Genomic DNA, 19,587 nt, shown 5'->3' on the forward strand with positions numbered 1-19,587 from the left:
GCTCAGCGAGGAGCGGCAGCCACTGTACGGGCCAATCACCGGATGGAAGCGATCCAACCACCGCGACATCCGCGGCACCACAGAGCCTCACACTGACGCCACTGTAGACCGCAGCGCCTGAATCCTCGGGAATCCTCGGGCACCGGAATCCTCCGGCATCCGCGCGAGAGGCGTCGCTGCCCTGCGGTGCTCCGCCCCACTCGTGGCGGGCCCGCCCCGTCAAGCGCCGGCAACCTTTGGGGCGTGAGGGCAAAAACTTGGCAATGACCCGGTTGACCTAGCCGTCCACGCCCAGGTCCGACCGTAGATTGACGGAGGTTGTTCGGCGACGCGTACTTCCCCTGTCCGGCGTCGCGCTCGGACAGACGCAGGAACCCGGAATGTGCAGTCGTACTGGAAGCAGGTCGAGATACGTGGCGAATCATCGCGCTGACGGACGCGCCACGGTGCGCAAGCACCGTGCCATCGGAGGAACTCATCGCGACGCGACCCTCCCCGCCGGTGTGGTGAAGGTCAGCGTGCTCGGAGCACTCGCGACCGCCACGATCGCCGCACCGCTGGCCGCTGCCGCGGCCGGGGTCGACGAGGACATGCCCCAGAGCGCGTCCCAGGCGTCCGAGGCCGGCTCCCGGGGCCAGGGTGACTCCGCGAAGCAGGCCGGCCCCGCCGCCGAGGTCCCGCCCGTCGCCCTCCCGGTCGCCGAGGCCGCCGGCTCTGCACAGCAGGCCGCGGCCGAGACCCGTGCGGACGAGGACAGCGCCAGCCGGAGCGAGGAGCGCACCGCTCCCGCCGAGGAGGACGCCGCGTCCGAGGAGCCCGCAGAGGATCTCGGCATCGAGGTGGAGCTCCCCGAGCCCGAACCCGCGGTGAGCGAGAGCTCCGCCGGGGCAGCCGGCAGCAGCGGGTACGTCCGTCCCGTCAGCGGCCCCATCACCTCCGGCTTCGGCGGTCGCATGCACCCCGTGCTGGGCTACTTCAAGGGCCACGACGGCGTCGACTTCGGTGCCAGCTGCGGCACCCCGGTCCACGCCGCGAAGGGCGGGACCGTCGTCGCCGTCGAGTACCACCACGCCTCCGGCAACCGCGTGAAGATCGACCACGGCAACGGGGTCATCACCGGCTACTACCACCTGCAGGGCTTCAACACCTCTGTCGGTGCCACGGTCGAGGCCGGCGAGGTCGTCGGCTACGTCGGCACCACCGGGCGCTCCACCGGCTGCCATCTCCACTTCGCGAAGATGGACGAGGCGGGCAACTACTCCAACCCGATGTCGCTGCTGCAGTGAGCCGCACCCCGGTCGTCCTCGGCGTCGAGTCGTCCTGCGACGAGACCGGATTCGGGATCGTCTCCGACGGCGTCCTGCTCGGTCAGGGCCTCGCCTCCAGCGCCTCCCAGCACGCCGAGTTCGGGGGAGTGGTCCCCGAGATCGCCGCCCGCGCCCACCTGGACGCCGCGGTCCCCACCCTGCGCATCGCCCTCGCCGACTCCGGTGTCGAGGCCGAGGACATCACCCACGTCGCCGTCACCTCCGGACCCGGGCTGGCCACCGCCGTCCACGTCGGCCTCGCCGCCGCGAAGTCCGTCGCCTGGGCCCTGGACAAGCCGCTGTTCGGCGTCCACCACCTGGCCGGTCACGCCGCCGCGGACACCCTCGAGCACGGGCCGCTGCCGGAGCGCAGCATCATCCTCATCGTCTCCGGCGGCCACACGTCGATCCTCGCCGTCGGCGATCTCGTGCGCGACCCGATCGAGCATCTCGGCGACACCCTCGACGACGCCGCCGGTGAAGCCTTCGACAAGGTCTCCCGGCTGCTCGGCCTGGGCTACCCCGGCGGGCCCGCCATCTCGCGCGCCGCGGCAGGCGGCGACCCGGGTGCCTTCTCCTTCCCCCGCGCCCTGCTGCGCCCCGGCGATGCGCCCTTCACGTTCTCCTTCTCGGGTCTCAAGACGGCCGTGGCGCGCACGGTCGAGACCCTCGAGCGCGCCGGTGAGCCGGTGCCGGTCGCCGATATCGCCGCCTCCTTCGAACAGGCCGTGGTGGATGTGCTGGTGACCAAGTCGCTGCGCGCCGTCCGCGAGCGGGAGCTGGACACCCTGGTCATCGTCGGCGGCGTGGCCGCGAACGCACGCCTGCGGTCCGTGGCGCAGGAGCGCTGCGATGCGGCGGGCGTCGAGCTGCGGATCCCGCCGCCGCGGCTGTGCACCGACAACGGCGCCATGATCGCCGCCGTCGGGGACCTGCTGGTCCGCTCCGGCGCCGACCCCAGCGGGCTGCGCATCGCCGCGGATCCGTCCGCGGTCCTGCACGGGGCCCAGCTGCCGCTGCCGCGGTGAGGTCCCTCTCACACCGGCGCCGCCTGCCCGGCACGGATGGTCATCCCGGCGCGTGGTGTTGCTAGACTTCCGTGGTCGGCCCGCGTAGCTCAGTGGATAGAGCGTCTGCCTCCGGAGCAGAAGGTCGTAGGTTCGAATCCTGTCGCGGGCACTGACACCCGGAGCCGGGGCACCGTCAGCACGGTGCCCCGGCTCTCTCATGTGACGAGGTCGCGCATCTGTACGCGACGCTCAGGCGCGGAGGGCGGCGAGCGAGCCCGCTCGGGCCCGCTCGCCGCCCGCTCCTCAGCCCTGCGGCCCGCGCAGCTCGACCAGGCGCTGCAGCAGCGAGCGGACCGCGTCGATGTCCTCGATCCGCAGCCGGGCCGCGGTATCCCCGCCGCCCACCTTGATCCCGACGTCGCCCTCGCCGAGCTGGGAGAAGACGGACTCGTCGGTGACGTCGTCGCCCAGGTACAGCCACGCATCGGCCGCGCTGGCGCGGGCGAGGGCGTCGATCGCCGCACCCTTGGAGGTGTGGACGACCGAGAACTCCACGACCTCCTTGCCGGGGGTGACGGTGACGTCGGGGAGGGTGACGGCGTACTCCAGGGCGGCCTCGGTCGCGTTGATCGAGCCCCGCCCGCGCGCGTTGCGCGTGTGCAGCACGGCGGCCGCCGGCTTCGTCTCGACCTCGGCACCCGGATGCGCACGGGAGATCCGGTTCAGGTTGCCGGTGATCGCGGCGAGCAGGTCCTCCTTCTCGGGGGACATGGTCAGCGCCGCGGAGTCCAGCACCTCGGCCTGCATCCACGGCGGCAGCGCACCGACCTCGGCGCCGTGCGAGCCGACCAGCACCACCGAGCTCGGCATCGAGGTGTGGGAGTCGAGATTGCTCAGCGCCCTGCCGGAGACCAGCGCCACCGCGACGCCGGGCATCTCGGAGAGGTCGCGCAGCGCCATCAGGGCCTCGGGGTCGGGCTGGACGGCGTCGCGGTCGGCGACGATCGGCGCCAGCACCCCGTCGAAGTCGGAGGCCACGAGGATCCGCGGGACGGTGGCGAAGTCGCGCAGGGCGGACTCGACCGCCTCGGGGTCGCTGGGCTCGTCCCCGGTCAGCCGGATGACGGGCTTGGCCACCTGCTCGGGACGCCCGATCTGCTCCAGCTCGTGGAGGAAGGCGTGCGCCCAGGCCTGGACGTCGTTCTCCATCACCTGGTGGCGCAGGGAGCGCATCGACTCCTCCTGCTCCTCCGGCGGCATCGTCAGCGCCCGCAGGATCGCGGCCTTCAGGTCATCGATGTCGTGGGGATTGACCGTCACCGCGGCGCGGAGCTCGTCGGCGGCGCCGGCGAACTCGCTGAGCACGAGCACGCCCTGGAGATCCGGACGGGAGGCCACGTATTCCTTGGCCACCAGGTTCATCCCGTCCCGCAGCGCCGTGACGAGCACGACGTCGGCCGTCATGAACAGGGCGGTCATGTCGCGGCGGTCGAAGGAGCGGTGCTGATACGACACGGCGGGACGACCGATCGAGGAGTGGTCGCCGTTGATCCGGCCGACGGTCAGCTCGACCTCGTCGCGCAGCTGCTTGTAGGCCTCGACCCGCTCGCGCGACGGCGTGGCGACCTGGACCATGACGGTGTCCTGGGGATCCACGGAGCCGTCGTCGAGCAGCTCGCCCCAGGCCTTGAGCCGGTGACGGATGCCCTTGGTGTAGTCGAGGCGGTCCACGCCCAGCACGATCTTCTGCGGATCGCCGAGGTCCTTGCGCAGCTGGACGGCCCGCTCGCGCACCTCCGGATCCTCGGTCAGCGCGGAGATCGAGGCGGAGTCGATGGAGATCGGGAACGTCTGGGCCACGACCTCGCGCACCGGGGCGGCGCCCAGACCGGGGACCGAGATGGTCTGCCCGTCCACGTGGTAGCCCAGCAGCTTGCGGACCGCCGCCACGAAGTTCTGGGCGTCGCTCTCACGCTGGAATCCCACCAGGTCCGCCCCCAGCAGCCCGCGCAGGATCTGGTTGCGCTTGGGCAGCTGGGAGAACAGCTCCACGGGCGGGAACGGGATGTGGTTGAAGAATCCGATGCGCACGTCGCTGCGCTCGTCGCGGATCATCCGCGGCACCAGCTGCAGCTGATAGTCGTGGACCCACACCGTCCCGTGCTCCTCGGCGACGGCCGCGGCCTCGCGGGCGAAGCGCCGGTTGGTGCCGACGTAGGAGCCCCACCAGGTGCGGTGGAACTCCGGATCGACGATGACGTCGTGGTACAGCGGCCACAGCGTGGCATTGGAGAAGCCCTCGTAGTACCGCTCGATGTCCTCCTGCTCGAGACGGACCGGGTAGAGGGACATCCCGTCGGCCTCGAACGGCTCGGGCGGCTCCCCGGGCGAACCGGCCCAGCCGACCCACGCCCCGGACTCCACCGTGCGCATCACGGACTCCATCGCGGTGACCAGGCCGCCGGGGCTGGTGACCCACTCGGTCGCCCCGTCGGGCAGGGTGCGGGTGTCGACCGGCAACCGGTTGGCGACCACCACCAGCTGGTGGCCGGGATCGGGACGGGAAGCGGCTGCGGGCACGGTGTCTCCTTCGCGACGTTCGAACGGGAGCGGCCGGGAAGCCCGCGCCGTCGCGCTGCCGGAGGGCGGCGGAGGCCGGCTTCCGCTCCGATATCGGGAGACTACCAAGTGCGATCACTCACCCGGGACACCTCGGCGGCCGCGCTGCCGTCTCAGCAGGCACGCTGACCAGCACAGATGCCCACCGACCGGCCGGACGGGCCGGCACGGCAGCCCCGTCGGCGAGCCCGCGGGGCGGACGCGGCTCCAGCGCCGGCCCGGCTCGGTCTAGGGTCGGGAGTCGCCGCCGCGCCCGCGACCGGCCATCGAGCAGACCACAGGAGCAGACATGCGCGCCCACGAGGCCGGAGCCCTCCACGGCAACGACGCCGCCCCCACCTGGCTGCCGTATCCCACCGACGTCAACACGCTGATCGACGGACTGTGGTCGGAGACCACCGTGCGCGGTGAGGACGGCTCGCTGCGCACCGGCGGCCTCAGCGTCCACGAGATCGCGGAGCAGGTCGGCACCCCCGTCTTCGTCGTCGATGAGCAGGACTTCCGCTCCCGCGCCGTCCGCTTCCGCGACGCGTTCGCCGGCGCCTTCGCCCATCTCGGCGGGTCGGGCGTGTACTACGCCGGCAAGGCGTTCCTGTGCACCGCGGTGGCGCAGTGGATGCAGGAGGAGGGGCTCGGCCTGGACGTCTCCACCGGCGGTGAGCTCGCGGTCGCCCTGCGCGCCGGCTTCCCCACCGAGCGCATCGCCCTGCACGGCAACAACAAGTCCGATGCGGAGATCCGCCGCGCACTGTCCACGGGCGTCGGGCGCATCGTCATCGACTCCCTGGCGGAGATCGACCAGGTCTCCCGTCTCGCCGGGGAGCTCGGCGTGGTCGCCTCGGTGATGCTGCGTGTGACCACCGGCGTCGAGGCCCACACCCACGAATTCATCGCCACCGCCCACGAGGACCAGAAGTTCGGGATCTCCCTGACCGCCGGGGACGCCCTCGAGGCGGTGCGTCGCGTGATCGCCCGACCGGAGACGCTCGACCTGGTGGGCCTGCACTCCCACATCGGGTCGCAGATCTTCGACGTCGGCGGCTTCGAGATCGCCGCCCGCCGGGTGCTGGAGCTGATGGCCCAGGTCCGCGACGAGCTCGGCCGGGAGATCCTCGCGCTCGACCTCGGCGGCGGCTTCGGCGTCATGTACAACACCCAGCACACCCCCTCGACCCCCGAGGAGCTGGCCGCCGGCATCGCCCGGATCATCGAGCAGGAGGCCGCGGCGCTCTCTCTCCCCGTGCCGCACGTGTCCTTCGAGCCCGGCCGCGCGATCGCCGGCCCCTCGACCCACACGCTGTACTCGGTGGGCACCGTCAAGGACGTCCACCTCGGCGGCCCGCATCACCGCGTGTACGTCTCGGTCGACGGCGGCATGAGCGACAACGTGCGCACTGCGCTGTACGACGCGGACTACTCGTGCCTGCTGTCCGGACGCGTCTCCGACGCCGCCCCCGAAGTCGTGCGCGTGGTCGGCAAGCACTGCGAGAGCGGGGACATCGTCGTCAAGGACGAGTACCTCCCGGCCGACGTGCAGCGCGGTGACCTGGTCTCGGTCCCGGTGACCGGCGCCTACTGCTACTCCCTGGCCTCGAACTACAACCACGTCCCGCGCCCCGCGGTGGTCTCCGTGCGCGACGGAGAGCTGCGCACGCTGATGCGTCGCGAGACGGAAGAGGACCTCCTCGCCCTCGACGTCGGCTGAGGAGCGGGCGCGGTCCGTGGGTCCGCGCACAGTTCTTCGTCGTTCATCGACGGTCACGAAGGACCCGTGACCTCCGATACAGTGCCAGAGCCCGCCCCCGGCCACCGCCGGACCGTGTGGAAGGACCACCTCACGCATGTCCCAGAGCTCTCCCGGCAGCCCGCCGTCACCGGCCGGCGCCGACACCTCGACCGAGCTGCCGACCCTGCGCGTCGCCGTGCTCGGAGCCGGCACCGTCGGCACCGAGGTGCTGCGCCTGCTCTCCCAGCAGGGCGTGGACCTCTCCCACCGCATCGGCGCCCGCCTCGAGGTCATCGGCGTCGCCGTGCGCAACCTGACCCGCGACCGCGGGGAGCACGTCCCCGCCGAACTGCTCACCGAGGACGCCACGTCCCTCGTCCAGCAGGCGGACCTGGTCATCGAGGTCATCGGCGGCATCGAGCCCGCCCGCACGCTCCTGCTGGAGGCCATGGCCGGCGGAGCCAGCGTGGTGACGGCGAACAAGGCCCTGCTCGCCCAGGACGGCGCGGCCCTCTACGAAGCGGCCGACATCCACGGCGTGGACCTGTACTTCGAAGCGGCGGTGGCCGGCGCCATCCCCCTGGTCCGGCCCGTGCGCGAGTCCCTGGCCGGTGACCGCATCCAGCGGGTTCTCGGCATCGTCAACGGCACCACCAACTACGTCCTGGACGCGATGACCCGCACCGGGGCGAGCTTCGACGAGGCGCTGGAGAGTGCGAAGGAGCTCGGCTACGCCGAGGCCGATCCCACCGCCGACGTGCAGGGCCATGACGCCGCCGCGAAGGCCTCGATCCTGGCCTCGCTGGCCTTCCACACCCGCGTGCGCCTGTCCGACGTCCACTGCGAGGGCATCACCGAGGTCTCCGCACAGGACATCGCCGCGGCCACCCGGATGGGCCGGACCATCAAGCTGCTCTCGATCATCGAGCGCATCGAGGACGAGACCGGTGAGCGGGTCTCCGCCCGGGTCTACCCGGCACTGATCCCCGACAGCCACCCGCTGGCCTCCGTCTCCGACGCCTACAACGCCGTGTTCATCGAGGCCGACGCCGCCGGGTCGCTCATGTTCTACGGCCAGGGAGCCGGCGGCGCACCGACGGCCTCGGCGATCCTCGGCGACGTGGTCTCCGCGGCCCGTCAGCGCGTGCGCGGGGGAGTGGGCCCGCGCGAGTCGCGCTACGCCGAGCTCGACGTGATCGCGATCGACGACCTGCGCAGCGCCTTCTACGTCTCGCTGACCGTGCAGGACCGCCCCGGCGTGCTCGCCGAGATCGCCGGCACCCTCTCCGGGTACGGCATCTCCATCTCCACCATCCACCAGGAGCTGCTCGAGGGCGACGGGACCGAGCAGCAGGCGCTGGCGAGCATCGGCATCACCACCCACCGCGCCCTGGAGTCGGCGATGACCGCGTCGCTGGACGTCTTCTCCGCGACGGCGACGGTCCTCGGCATCGATTCCGTCCTGCGCATCGAAGGAGAATGACCCCATGGCACACCAGTGGCGCGGCGTCCTCGCCGAATACCGCGAGCACCTGCCCTTCGCCGAGGGCGATACCCTCCTGAGCCTGGGGGAGGGCGGGACCCCGCTGGTGCCCGCCCCGGCTCTGTCCGAGCGCGTGGGCGCAGAGATCCACATCAAGGTCGAGGGACAGAACCCCACCGGCTCCTTCAAGGACCGCGGGATGGTCGCGGCGATGACCAAGGCCGTGGGCGACGGGGCGACCGCCGTGGTCTGCGCCTCGACCGGCAACACCAGCGCCTCGGCCGCCGCCTACGCCACCGCGGCGGGCATGACCTGCGCCGTGCTGCTGCCGCAGGGAAAGATCGCGGCCGGCAAGCTCGCCCAGGCCGTGGTCCACGGTGCCCAGCTGATCCAGGTCGAGGGCAACTTCGACGACTGTCTCGAGATCGCGCGCAAGCTCGACGCCGAGCATCCCGTCGAGCTGGTCAACTCCGTGAACCCGTACCGCCTGCAGGGCCAGAAGACCGCCGCGTTCGAGGTCAGCGACGCCCTGGGCCGCGCCCCGGACATCCACGTCCTCCCGGTCGGCAACGCCGGCAACATCTCCGCGTACTGGATGGGCTATCGCGAATACCACGAGGCCGGGATCACCGCCGCGCTCCCGGCCATGTGGGGGTTCCAGGCGAGCGGCGCGGCGCCCTTCGTCGCCGGTCACCCGATCACCGACCCCGAGACCGTCGCCACCGCCATCCGGATCGGTGCCCCCGCGTCCTGGACCCTCGCCGTCGCCGCCCGCGACGACTCCGGCGGCCTCATCGACGCCGTCACCGATCAGCAGATCCTCGATGCGCAGCGTCTGCTCGCCGCCGAGGTGGGGATCTTCGTCGAGCCGGCGTCCGCGGCCGGAGTGGCCGGCCTGCTCCAGCAGGCCGAGCGGGGCCTCGTCCCGGCCGGCGCCACGATCGCGGTGACGGTGACCGGCAACGGGCTGAAGGACATCGACACGGCGCTGTCCCAGCGCGACATGACCCCGACGGTGATCGGGGCCGACGTCAATGCCGCCGCCGAGGCCATCGGCCTGTGAGGATCCAGCATCCCCGGGTCTCCGTGCGGGTCCCCGCGACCGCGGCCAACCTCGGACCGGGCTTCGACACGCTCGGCCTCGCGCTCGAGCTCTGCGACGACCTCGAGCTCGAGGCCACCACCGGCGGCACGGAGATCCACGCCACCGGTGAAGGCGCCGACTCGGTGCCCGCCGGGGAGGACCACCTCGTGGTGCGCGCCCTGCGTCGCGGTCTGGACCACGCCGGCGCCCCGCAGGTCGGCGTGCGCCTGCGCACCGTCAACCGCATCCCGCACGGCCGGGGACTGGGCTCCAGCGCGGCCGCCACCGTCGCCGGGCTGCTGCTGGCCCGCGGTCTGCTCGCGGAGCCCGAGGCGCTCGACGACGCCGGCCTGCTGCAACTGGCGAGCGAGTTCGAGGGCCACCCCGACAACGCCGCGCCGGCCGTCCTCGGGGGCGTCGCGCTGTCGTGGATGGACGCCGGCAGGGCCCGCGCCGTTCCTCTGACCCATGCCCCGGGGGTCCTCCGCCCGCTGGTGCTGCTGCCGACGGCGACGCTGTCCACCCACCAGGCGCGCGGCCTGCTGCCCGAGACGGTGCCGCGCGAGGACGCGGTCTTCAACGCCTCGCGCGCGGCGCTGCTCGTGCATGCACTCGCCGGTGATCCCGCGCTGCTGATGGAGGCCACCGAGGACCGCCTGCACCAGGAGCAGCGTGCACCGGGGATGCCTCGCAGCCTCGAGCTGATGCGGGTGCTGCGCCAGGAGGGTCATCCCGCGGTGATCTCCGGGGCCGGACCGTCGGTGCTGGTGCTGTCCGGGCGCCGATCCGAGATCGCCCCGCTGGTCCGCCGCATCGTCGACGAGCCCGAGACGTGGCGAATCGCCCAGGTCCCGGTCCGGGAGCGCGCTGCCGCCCCTGTGGTAGGTTGAGCATGCGTCCAGGCGGCATCGTCCGGCCATGAGCACTGCACGAAGACTGTGAGCACTGCGAACACTGCAGCCCACGCGTCGAGCAGGGTTCCGCGTCACGATGCATCTCCCTGATCAGCGTCCCGCATGTTCCTCTGCGCTCCGCGCACGTCGTGCCGAGCAGGCCCGTGCACCGACGCCGACGCACCCCGAAGCACACCAGCAGGCCGATCACCGGTGCCCTGCACCGTGGATACGACTCCTGCTCGGACGAGCTGCTGCGGCACCCGGACCACATCGTCCCTCTGCCACGCAGCGGCACCCCCAGACCAGATCAGGACCGGCATCGGCCGGTCCGACAGGAAGGAACCCGGGTGAACGACACCACTTCCGGCGCAGATCTCGCGGCGAAGAAGCTTCCCGAGCTGCAGTCCATCGCGGCCGGACTCGGCATCAAGGGCGCCCGCCGCCTGCGCAAGGGCGAGCTGATCGACGCGATCCGCGGGGGCGGGTCCACGTCGGCCCCCTCCGCCGCACCCGCCCAGCAGAGCGCCCCGGCCCCGCAGGCGACGCCGCCGGCGGCCGCAGAGCCCGCCGCACCACCCAACGAGTCCGCGACGAGCGAGCCCGCGACCAGGGGCGGCACGTCGACCCGTGAAGCGCAGGAGGAGCCGGCCTCGGCCGCCGAGAGCACTCGCTCCTCCGGCCGCGGCCGTTCCCGCTCGCGCGAGCGGGACGAGAGCACCGAGGCCGCCCCCGACCTCGGGCTGGAACTGCCCGTGGCCAGCGCGGCGACCGAGAGCGCGGCTCGCCGTGACGAGGACCGCGGCCAGGGCGGGCGCCAGGACGACCGCCGCCAGAGCCGCCGCGAGGATCGCCAGGGTGGCGATCGCCGCGAGGACACCGCCGGCCAGGACCGCTCCCGTGACGACAGCGGCAACGAGGACGACGCTCGCCGAGGCGAGGACCGCGCCTCCCAGCAGGACCGCGGCTCCCAGCAGGGCCGGGACCGTCGTGGTGACCAGGATCGCCGTGGCAACCAGCAGGGCGGGAAGCAGCAGGGCGCGGGCCAGCGTCGCCGCCTCGAGGACATTGAGCTGCCCGACCGTTCGGGTGAGGACGAGGACGACCGCGGCCAGGGTGGGGACAACGTCGACGACGATCGTCGCGGCCGGTCGCGCAACCGCAACCGCTCTCGCGACCGCAAGCGTCGCGGCCGCGGCGGTCAGAACGACCAGGGGGGCTACGGCAACCAGGGGAACCAGGGCCAGGGCGGCCAGGGCAACCAGGGCGGCCAGGGCAACCAGGATGGTCGCGGCGACCAGAACGAGGATTCCGAGCCCCGTGAGGGCGAGGAGCTGATGACGGTCGCCGGCATCCTCGATGTCCGGGACAACAACGCCTACATCCGCACCACCGGGTACCTCCCCGGGCCGAGCGACGTCTACGTGACCATGAACCAGGTCCGGCGCGCGGGCCTGCGCAAGGGCGACGCCATCACCGGCCAGGTGAAGCCGCCCCGCGGTGGCGAGGACCAGCAGTTCGAGCAGCCCCAGCGCCACGGCGGCGGACGCAATCGCCGCGGCAAGGGCGGTGGCGGCGGCAACCAGTCCAAGTACGCGGCACTGGTGCAGGTCGACACGGTCAACGGGATGCCCACGGACCGTGCCCGCTCGCGGGTGGACTTCGGCAAGCTCACCCCGCTGTACCCGGACGATCGCCTCCGCCTGGAGACGGCTCCGACCAACCTCGCCCCGCGCGTGATCGATCTGGTCTCGCCCATCGGCAAGGGCCAGCGCGGTCTGATCGTCGCGCCCCCGAAGGCCGGCAAGACCATCGTCATGCAGCAGATCGCCAACGCGATCACCCAGAACAACCCCGAGGTCCACCTCATGGTGGTGCTGGTCGACGAGCGCCCCGAGGAGGTCACCGACATGCAGCGCACGGTCAAGGGTGAGGTCATCGCCTCGACCTTCGACCGTCCCGCTTCGGACCACACGATCGTCGCGGAGCTGGCCATCGAGCGCGCCAAGCGCCTGGTCGAGATGGGCCGCGACGTGGTGGTGCTGCTGGATTCGCTGACGCGCCTCTCGCGTGCCTATAACCTCGCCGCGCCGGCCTCCGGCCGCATCCTCTCCGGCGGTGTCGACGCCTCGGCGCTGTACCCGCCCAAGCGGTTCTTCGGCGCGGCCCGGAACATCGAGCACGGCGGATCGCTGACCATCCTGGCCTCGGCCCTGGTCGAGACCGGCTCCAAGATGGACGAGGTGATCTTCGAGGAGTTCAAGGGCACCGGCAACATGGAGCTGCGCCTGTCCCGTCACCTCGCGGACAAGCGCATCTTCCCGGCCGTGGACGTCAACGCCTCGGGCACGCGCCGCGAGGAAGCTCTCATGGGCAAGGAGGAGCTGGCCATCATGTGGAAGCTCCGCCGCGTGCTCGGCTCCCTCGAGCAGCAGCAGGCCCTGGAACTGCTCATGGAGCGGGTCAAGAAGACCCAGTCGAACACCGAGTTCCTCATGACGGTCCAGAAGAACACGCCGAGCGTGAACGGCCGCAACCCGGACTGACCCTCCGGACGGCGACGAGCCACCCGATGGAGCGCCTGCTGTCATGTCCTGGACGGACATGACAGCAGGCTCTCTCTCATGGGGCGTCGGGCGCCGGGGCAGCCGGCACCTCAGCCCTTGATCGCCCCGGCGGCGATATTGGCGATGAAGTGCCGCGAGCCGATGATGAACACGCCGATCAGCGGGACGACGCTGATCAGCGCTCCCGCCATCACCATCCCGTAGTCGGTGAGGTACAGCGAGTTGAGGTTCTGCAGCGAGGTCTGCAGGGTCTGGCGCTCGGGATCCACGAGCACGATCAGCGGCCAGACGTAGTCGTTCCATGCGGTGATGAACGTGAAGATCCCCAGGAACGCCAGACCCCCTCGCAGCAGCGGGACGGCCACCCGCCAGTAGGTCGCGAAGAAGCCGGCCCCGTCGATGCGCGCCGATTCCACGAGCTCGTCGGGAATCGATCCGGCCGCCATCTGCCGCAGCAGGAAGATGCCGAAGGCGTTGGCCGCTCCCGGGACGATCAGGGCCTGCAGGGTGCCCACCCATCCCAGCTCGGACATGAGGATGAAGCTGGGAACCAGGGACAGGCTGCCGGGCACCAGCATCGTCGCGATCAGCAGCACGAACAGGGCTTTCCGGCCCGGGAAGTCGAACTTGGCGAAGGCGAAGGCCGCCAGCGAGTCGAAGAACATGACCAGCACGGCGCACGCGGTCGAGACGATGATCGTGTTCGTCAGCGACCCCAGCAGGTCGACGCTGGAGACGACGTTGCGGACGTTCTCGGTGAAGCTGGTGCCGAGAGTGAGCTTGGGCGGGTAGCCGAAGATCTCGCCGGTTGTCGACGTCGACATGACGATCAGCCAGTAGAACGGGAAGATCGACAGGAGCACGCCGACGAGCACGCACAGGTGCGTGATGAGTCCTGTGACTCGGCCCCTGGCGACATAGTGCTTCGTGCCCGGGCCGCGCGTCCTCTCCGCCGAGCCCGGGTCCGCGCTCTGATCGGGAACGGGAGTGAGAGTGGTCATCGGCGGGCCTCCGTCGTGGGGGAGATCTTCTTCGCGGGCGTGGGGCGGCCGGTGCCGTCGCCTCTGCCCGAGACCAGGCGCCAGTTGATGATCGAGAAGACGGCGGCGATCAGGAACAGTGCCCAGGCGATGGCTGATCCGTATCCGAAGTCGAACTGGGTGAAGGCCTGGTTGTACTGGTAGAGGACGATCGTCATGCCGGCCTCACCGGCGCCGCCGCTGTCACCGAGCAGGACTTGGGGCTCGGTGAACAGGCTCAGGCCGCCGATGGTCGACGTGATAACCGTGAACAGGATGATCGGCCGGAGCATCGGCACGGTGATCCGGAAGAAGACCTGCGCGAGATTCGCGCCGTCGACCTTCGCCGAGTCGTACAGATCGGTGGGGATCGCCTGGAGGCCTGCGAGGAAGATGATCGCGTTGTACCCGGTGAATCGCCAGATCACCATCACGGCGATCGTGACCTTGATCCCCCAGTTGCTGGAGAGCCACGGGACCGCGTCGATGCCCAGTGCCGTCAAGGCGGAGTTCACCAGGCCGAAGGTGTCGGAGAAGACCGATCCGAAGACAATGGCCATGGCGACCATCGAGGTGACGTTGGGCAGGAAGAACGCGACCCGGTACACCTTGGTGAAGCGGATGTTCTGGTGCAGCAGGAAGGCGATGACCATCGCCAGGAAGAGCATCGGCACCGTGGAGAGGAACCAGATGATGAACGTGTTGGCGACGGCGTTCCAGAAGCGCCCGTCCGTGAGCAGGTACTGGTACTGGGCGAGGCCGACGAAGGAGATGTCCCCCATGCCGTCCCAGTCGGTGAACGACAGCACGATCGAGAACACGATCGGGAACAGCCCGAACACGGCGAAGAGCAGATAGAAGGGGGAGATCGCCAGGTACAGCGGCAGGCGCTCGCGCATCCGTCGCCTCCGGCGGGCGACGTTCTCGCCGCCGCGGGACGTGGGTGCGGTGGTGGCAGTGGTGCTCATTGCTCCACCCCTCTCTTGGCCAGGACCTTCGCGGACTGGGTGAGGGCGTCCTGCCACGCCTGTTCGGGGTCCTTCCCCGCGGTCTCGACGTTGGTGATCTCGAGGGTGAAGGTCCCGGCGATCACGGTCTCCCAGGTGCTGATGAAGGAAGTCGGCACGGTCTCAGCGGCGGCGGAGAAGAACTCCAGCGGGTCCTGGTCGCCGAAGAAGTCGCCCGCGTACTGCATCGTCGGCTCGTCGAACGAGGCAGGTGTGGACGGGAAGAGCTGGACGTCCTGATAGGCGACCGCCTGGTTCTGCGGTGAGTTGACCCAGGTGATGAAGGCCAGGGCGGCCTCGGGGTCCTTGCAGGTGCGGGGGACGGCGGCGAAGGAGCCGCCGTTGTTGCCGGCCCGGACGGGCTGGTCCGCGATGCGCCAGGACCCTGCGGTGTCCGGGGCGGACTCCTCGAGGATCTGTGCCCACCAGGCGGCGCTGATGTTGCCCGCGGTGCGGCCGCTGGACCACGCGGCGTTCTGATCCGTGCCCCGGTCCCGGGGGATCCGGGCGGTGCAGCCCGCCTCGATCGCGGCGACCGTCACGTCCCAGGCCTGCCGTACAGCGGAGTCGGGCCGGTCGTACAGCGGCGCGTCATCGGTGTCGAAGTAGCGCTCGGGACTGGAGTTGAGGAACCCCTCGTAGATCGCCTGGGCGTCATTGACGAGGGCGGATTCGGCGGCGCCGTCGAGCTCACGGCCCAGTTCGACGAACGACTCCCAGGTCGCGATCGCCTCGGAGACCTCACCCGGCTCGCTGGGGAGCCCGGCCTGCTCGAAGACGTCCTGGCGGTAGTAGAACCCGGTGGGCCCGATGTCCAGCGGGAAGAAGCAGAAGCGGCCCGAGGGAGTGGTCCCGAGCTCCCACTTCCACTCGTAGAACTCGTCCTTGACCGCGTCAGCACCGAGTTCGGAGAGATCCAGGAAGAGGTCCTCGTTGGTGAAATAGAGGGCATTGTTCGAGTTGATGTACGTGATGTCGGGGATGTAGGCGTTCCCGGCCAGGCTCGTGCGCAGCTTCGTGTCGAAGTTGGTGCCGATGACATCGGCGCGCAGATGCCGGTCCGTGCCGGGGATCTGCTCTCTCGCCTGGTCGAGCAGCTGCGGGCTCGCGGAGCGATCCCAGTACCACATCACGAGCTGATCGGGATCGTCGGAGATGGACGGGTGGGAGCCGCAGCCGGCCAGTGCCAGCGGGAGCACCGCGGCACCACCCATCAGCGAACGGCGGGACGGCCCGCCCGGGAACAGGGACCTACGTGGTCGTCGTCGTGCGTGCGCGTCGCTCATGCACACCCTCCTCATCGAGTGGCGATCATGGACCGTGAACGTTCACGGGGTGACGCAGATCATGGCATCGGGTGACAGGGGCGTCAACGGTTCGAGGTCGGAGCGTGCTCGGAGGGTCGCGACACGAAGGGGTGTTCCGCTTGTCCTCGCGCCGGTGGTCGAGATAGCGTGACGGGGTCGTGAACGTTCACGGCTCCCCGGACATCGACCCCGAAGGACGACGACGTCTCCATGAGCACCACCTCCACCCCGTTCCGCTGGGCCGTCCTCGGGCCCGGCTCCATCGCCCGTCGCTTCGCCACGCAGCTGCCGTTCTCGCAGGACGGTGTGCTGGTCGCCGTCGGCAGCTCCTCGACCGAGCGGGCCCGCACCTTCGCCGAGGAGTTCCCGCTCCAGGAACCGGGGATCATCGGCGGCTACGAGGAGGTGCTCGCCTCGGACCAGGTCGATGCCGTCTACATCTCGACCGTCCACACCGGCCATGCGCGCCTCGCCGCCGCCGCGCTGGATGCCGGCAAGCACGTGCTGTGCGAGAAGCCCATGACGCCGAACTCCGGGACCACGATGGCGCTCAGCGACCTGGCCGCGCGCAGTGGGAAGGTCCTGCTCGAGGCCTATATGTATCGCTACCACCCGCAGACGGTGCGCGTGCTCGAGCTGGTCGCCGACGGGGCGATCGGCGAGGTCACCCATGTCGACGCCTCCTTCGCCTTCGACACCGGCGGCCGCTCGGGACGTCTGTTCGAGACCGCGACCGCCGGCGGCGGGATCCTCGACGTGGGCTGCTACCCGCTGTCGTTCGCCCGGTTCGTCGCGGGCGCCGCACAGCGGACGGCCTTCGCCGACCCGACCGCGCTGCGCGGAAGCGGCACGATCGGGGAGACGGGCGTGGACGAGTGGGCGAGCGCCGAGGTGACGCTGCCGGGTGACATCACCGCCAGCCTGCGCACCGGGGTGCGCCTCGCCGACCCGCAGACGGCGACCATCACCGGCACCCGCGGCGTGATCCGACTGGCCGACCCCTGGGGGCTGGGGGAGAAGCAGGTGATCGAGCTCGACGTGGTCGGCGAGCAGCCCCAGCGGATCGAGATCCCGTCGGCCGCCCCCTACGCCCTCGAGGCCGACGCGCTCGCACGGGCCGCCCGGGGGGACGGGGTGGTCCCGGAGGTGACGCTCGAGAACTCGCTCGGCCAGGCCCGCGCCCTCGACCTCTGGCGGGAGCAGATCGGACTGCGCTACCCGTTCGAGGCGGACGATGCCGACATCCCCACCCTCACCGGCGCCCCGCTGGTCGCCGGCAGCGTGCAGTCCGGCCCCGCCATGACCTACGGCTCCATCCCCGGGGTGGACAAGAAGGTCTCGCGCCTGGTCATGGGCTGTGACAACCAGATGAACCTCGCCCACGCCTCGGCGATGTTCGACGCGTTCTACGAGATCGGCGGGACCACGTTCGACACCGCCTACATCTACGGCGGCGGCTACGTCGAGAGGCTCTTCGGGAAATGGGTCCGCAATCGCGGCGTGCGCGACGACGTCGTGGTGATCACCAAGGGCGCCCACACCCCCCACTGCGACCCCGAGTCGATCACCCGCCAGCTCGAGGAGTCCCTCGACCGGCAGGGCACCGACCACGCGGACCTCTACATGATGCACCGCGACAACCTCGAGGTCCCCGTCGGCGAGTTCGTCGACGTGATGGACGAGCACCTGCGGGCGGGCCGCTTCCGCGCGTACGGCGGGTCGAACTGGACGCCCGAGCGCGTCGACGAGGCCAACGACTACGCGCGCCGCAACGGCCGCACCGGCTTCACGATCCTCTCGAACCACTTCGGCCTCGCCCAGGCCCTCGACGTGCCGTGGGCCGGCTGCGTCCACGCCACCGACCCGGACTCCAAGGCCTGGCTCCAGGAGCGCGGCATCGCCCTGCTCCCGTGGTCCTCGCAGGCCCGCGGCTTCTTCACCGGGCGCGCGCACCCCGACGACCTCTCGGACCCCGAGCTCGTGCGCTGCTACTACAGCGAGGAGAACTTCGAGCGTCTGGCCCGTGCGCGGACGCTGGGCGAGGAGCACGGCGTGCCCGCCACGGCCATCGCGCTCGCCTTCGTGCTCCATCAGACGTTCCCGACGTTCCCCCTGTTCGGCCCGCGCAGCATCGCCGAGATGCGGTCGTCCACCCTCGGCCTCGGCGTGGAGCTCACCCAGGCCGACCTGGACTGGCTGGACCTGGCATCCGAGACCCGGTGAGCGCGGGGGAGCGCCGGCCGACGATCTTCGACGTCGCCGAGCGTGCGGGCGTCTCCCGGCAGACGGTCTCCCGTGCCCTCAACGACATGGCCGGGATCAGCCCCGCCACCCGGGAGCGGGTGCTGGAGGCGGTGCGCGAGCTGAACTACCGGCCCTCCCGTTTCGGTCGCGGGCTGGTCGAACAGGGGCCGACGACGCTCGGACTGGTCATCATGGACCTCTCGAACGCGTACTACGCCGAGCTCGGCGCCGCGGTCGTGCGCGAATGCTCCACGCGCGGATGGAACGTGGTCCTCGCGGAGGCGGATCATGCTCCTCAGCCCGACACCGTGGCCACCGAGCTCGCCCGGCGCGTCGATGCGATCGTCGGCTACGGCGTGCTGACCAGCGGGATCCGGGAAGGTGCCGGGATGCCGGTGGTCCGGCTGGACGGGTCTGCGGATCAGGTCGACAGCGCCGGAGTGGTCGAGCTGACCATGTCCGGGGCGATGAGGGAACTGGCGGTGCACCTGCGCGACGTCGGCGTCCGTCGTCCCGTCGTGCTCGACCTCGCCGGCGGAGGCATCGGCGAGCGCGCTCGGGAGCTCGCCGCCGCCCTCGGCCCGCTCACCCAGGACGGCGAGGCGGCGATCCACGAGGTCGACGCCCGCAGCGGGCACCGCGAGGCCCTGGAACGAGCGCTCGCCACCGGGGCCGACGCCCTGGTCGCCTTCAACGACGAGCTCGCGGTGCGTCTGCTGCGCACCCTGCACTCCATGGACGTGGCGGTACCCGACCAGGTGCGTCTGGTCGGCATCGACGGCCTCGAGATCTCGGCGCTGGTCAGACCCGAGCTGACCACGCTGAGCATCGACATCGGGGCCCTCGCGCGGGAGACGGTCGAGCTGGTGGCCGGGATGCTGGAGGGGACGACACCGCTCAGCGGCGAGCAGGCGCACCGGGTCGTGCCCTATCGCCTCGAGGTGCGGGGCTCGACCTGAGGCGGCGATGTTGCACACGCCGCACCGCGATCCCTCGCGGAAGGGGAGCGGGCCGTGGCAGACTGTGACGTCGGTTCTGGTTCACGATGCCCGGCCGGGCACCGACCCAGCGACCCCGAGAAGGAGAGACATGAAGGCCGAGATCCACCCCCAGTACGTCGAGACCCAGGTGACGTGCACCTGCGGCAACTCGTTCACCACGCGCAGCACCAAGACCGACGGTGCCATCAGCACCGAGGTGTGCTCCGCGTGCCACCCGTTCTACACCGGCAAGCAGAAGATCCTGGACACCGGCGGCCGCGTGGCCCGGTTCCAGGCCCGGTACGGCAAGAAGGACTCCTGAGTCACGACTCCGACGCCGG

The 19,587-nt window shown here is 70.9% G+C and carries 14 protein-coding genes and 1 tRNA gene; 11 read left to right on the forward strand and 4 right to left on the reverse strand.

Annotation, left to right across the window (positions count from 1 at the left end; translation table 11 throughout):
* Positions 1-413 precede the first annotated feature (413 nt).
* The 3 genes from ACFQRD_RS15565 to ACFQRD_RS15575 all read left to right on the forward strand — a co-directional run bounded on the left by ACFQRD_RS15565 (position 414) and on the right by ACFQRD_RS15575 (position 2,486).
* Complete coding sequence (locus ACFQRD_RS15565) at positions 414-1,286, forward strand: M23 family metallopeptidase (protein ID WP_377019754.1); 873 nt, start codon at positions 414-416, stop codon at positions 1,284-1,286.
* Positions 1,283-2,335 (forward strand): tRNA (adenosine(37)-N6)-threonylcarbamoyltransferase complex transferase subunit TsaD, encoded by a 1,053-nt coding sequence (gene tsaD / locus ACFQRD_RS15570; protein ID WP_377019755.1) that lies wholly within the window; start codon positions 1,283-1,285, stop codon positions 2,333-2,335. The genes ACFQRD_RS15565 and tsaD overlap by 4 nt, the downstream gene beginning before the upstream one ends.
* A gap of 78 nt (positions 2,336-2,413) precedes the next feature.
* Positions 2,414-2,486, forward strand: a tRNA-Arg gene (locus ACFQRD_RS15575).
* A gap of 134 nt (positions 2,487-2,620) precedes the next feature.
* Here the strand turns inward: ACFQRD_RS15575 and ACFQRD_RS15580 are convergent.
* Positions 2,621-4,897, reverse strand: a complete 2,277-nt coding sequence (locus ACFQRD_RS15580) for a bifunctional alpha,alpha-trehalose-phosphate synthase (UDP-forming)/trehalose-phosphatase (protein WP_377794170.1) — start codon at positions 4,895-4,897, stop codon at positions 2,621-2,623.
* A gap of 328 nt (positions 4,898-5,225) precedes the next feature.
* On the opposite strand from ACFQRD_RS15580, the gene lysA reads away from it, so the two are divergent.
* The 5 genes from lysA to rho all read left to right on the forward strand — a co-directional run bounded on the left by lysA (position 5,226) and on the right by rho (position 12,668).
* Positions 5,226-6,641: a diaminopimelate decarboxylase gene (gene lysA, locus ACFQRD_RS15585; RefSeq protein ID WP_377019757.1), complete on the forward strand. Its 1,416-nt coding sequence runs from the start codon at positions 5,226-5,228 to the stop codon at positions 6,639-6,641.
* Between the two features lie 136 nt (positions 6,642-6,777).
* Entirely contained in the window at positions 6,778-8,145 is a 1,368-nt protein-coding gene (locus tag ACFQRD_RS15590; RefSeq protein ID WP_377019758.1) for a homoserine dehydrogenase, read from the forward strand.
* Between the two features lie 4 nt (positions 8,146-8,149).
* The gene (gene thrC / locus ACFQRD_RS15595) at positions 8,150-9,208 is read left to right on the forward strand and encodes a threonine synthase (RefSeq protein ID WP_377019759.1); all 1,059 of its coding nucleotides are present in this window, start codon (positions 8,150-8,152) and stop codon (positions 9,206-9,208) included.
* Entirely contained in the window at positions 9,205-10,119 is a 915-nt protein-coding gene (gene thrB / locus ACFQRD_RS15600; RefSeq protein WP_377019760.1) for a homoserine kinase, read from the forward strand. The genes thrC and thrB overlap by 4 nt, the downstream gene beginning before the upstream one ends.
* Before the next feature lie 353 nt (positions 10,120-10,472).
* Complete coding sequence (gene rho, locus ACFQRD_RS15605) at positions 10,473-12,668, forward strand: transcription termination factor Rho (RefSeq protein ID WP_377019761.1); 2,196 nt, start codon at positions 10,473-10,475, stop codon at positions 12,666-12,668.
* Positions 12,669-12,778: 110 nt separating this feature from the next.
* Here the strand turns inward: rho and ACFQRD_RS15610 are convergent, their stop codons facing one another.
* Genes ACFQRD_RS15610 through ACFQRD_RS15620 form a run of 3 tightly spaced genes read right to left on the reverse strand, consistent with a single transcriptional unit; the run spans position 12,779 to position 16,001 of the window.
* A complete protein-coding gene (locus ACFQRD_RS15610) occupies positions 12,779-13,690 on the reverse strand; it encodes a carbohydrate ABC transporter permease (protein WP_377019762.1) in 912 nt (303 codons plus the stop codon).
* Positions 13,687-14,676: a carbohydrate ABC transporter permease gene (locus ACFQRD_RS15615; protein ID WP_377019763.1), complete on the reverse strand. Its 990-nt coding sequence runs from the start codon at positions 14,674-14,676 to the stop codon at positions 13,687-13,689. The genes ACFQRD_RS15610 and ACFQRD_RS15615 overlap by 4 nt, the downstream gene beginning before the upstream one ends.
* The gene (locus ACFQRD_RS15620; protein ID WP_377019765.1) at positions 14,673-16,001 is read right to left on the reverse strand and encodes an ABC transporter substrate-binding protein; all 1,329 of its coding nucleotides are present in this window, start codon (positions 15,999-16,001) and stop codon (positions 14,673-14,675) included. Before ACFQRD_RS15620 ends, ACFQRD_RS15615 begins: the two co-directional genes overlap by 4 nt.
* 231 nt (positions 16,002-16,232) lie before the next feature.
* On the opposite strand from ACFQRD_RS15620, the gene ACFQRD_RS15625 reads away from it, so the two are divergent.
* The 3 genes from ACFQRD_RS15625 (at position 16,233) to rpmE (ending at position 19,568) form a co-directional block, all read left to right on the forward strand.
* On the forward strand, positions 16,233-18,245 hold the full coding sequence (locus ACFQRD_RS15625; protein ID WP_377019766.1) for an aldo/keto reductase: 2,013 nt from the start codon (positions 16,233-16,235) through the stop codon (positions 18,243-18,245).
* Positions 18,242-19,225, forward strand: coding sequence for a LacI family DNA-binding transcriptional regulator (locus tag ACFQRD_RS15630; RefSeq protein ID WP_377019768.1), 984 nt, complete (start codon positions 18,242-18,244; stop codon positions 19,223-19,225). The genes ACFQRD_RS15625 and ACFQRD_RS15630 overlap by 4 nt, the downstream gene beginning before the upstream one ends.
* A 130-nt stretch (positions 19,226-19,355) precedes the next feature.
* Positions 19,356-19,568 carry a 50S ribosomal protein L31 gene (gene rpmE / locus ACFQRD_RS15635; RefSeq protein WP_377019769.1) on the forward strand — a complete coding sequence of 71 codons (213 nt, stop codon included), beginning with the start codon at positions 19,356-19,358 and terminating at the stop codon, positions 19,566-19,568.
* Positions 19,569-19,587: the final 19 nt, after the last annotated feature.

The organism is Brachybacterium sp. GCM10030268 (genome assembly GCF_042666305.1).
Lineage (GTDB): Bacteria > Actinomycetota > Actinomycetes > Actinomycetales > Dermabacteraceae > Brachybacterium.

Coding starts and splice junctions, on each gene's coding strand:
- ACFQRD_RS15620 (WP_377019765.1), bottom strand. CDS start 16,001: ATGAGCGACGCGCACGCACGACGACGACCACGTAGGTCCCTGTTCCCG.
- ACFQRD_RS15615 (WP_377019763.1), bottom strand. CDS start 14,676: ATGAGCACCACTGCCACCACCGCACCCACGTCCCGCGGCGGCGAGAAC.
- ACFQRD_RS15625 (WP_377019766.1), top strand. CDS start 16,233: ATGAGCACCACCTCCACCCCGTTCCGCTGGGCCGTCCTCGGGCCCGGC.
- ACFQRD_RS15590 (WP_377019758.1), top strand. CDS start 6,778: ATGTCCCAGAGCTCTCCCGGCAGCCCGCCGTCACCGGCCGGCGCCGAC.
- lysA (WP_377019757.1), top strand. CDS start 5,226: ATGCGCGCCCACGAGGCCGGAGCCCTCCACGGCAACGACGCCGCCCCC.
- ACFQRD_RS15610 (WP_377019762.1), bottom strand. CDS start 13,690: ATGACCACTCTCACTCCCGTTCCCGATCAGAGCGCGGACCCGGGCTCG.
- thrC (WP_377019759.1), top strand. CDS start 8,150: ATGGCACACCAGTGGCGCGGCGTCCTCGCCGAATACCGCGAGCACCTG.
- rpmE (WP_377019769.1), top strand. CDS start 19,356: ATGAAGGCCGAGATCCACCCCCAGTACGTCGAGACCCAGGTGACGTGC.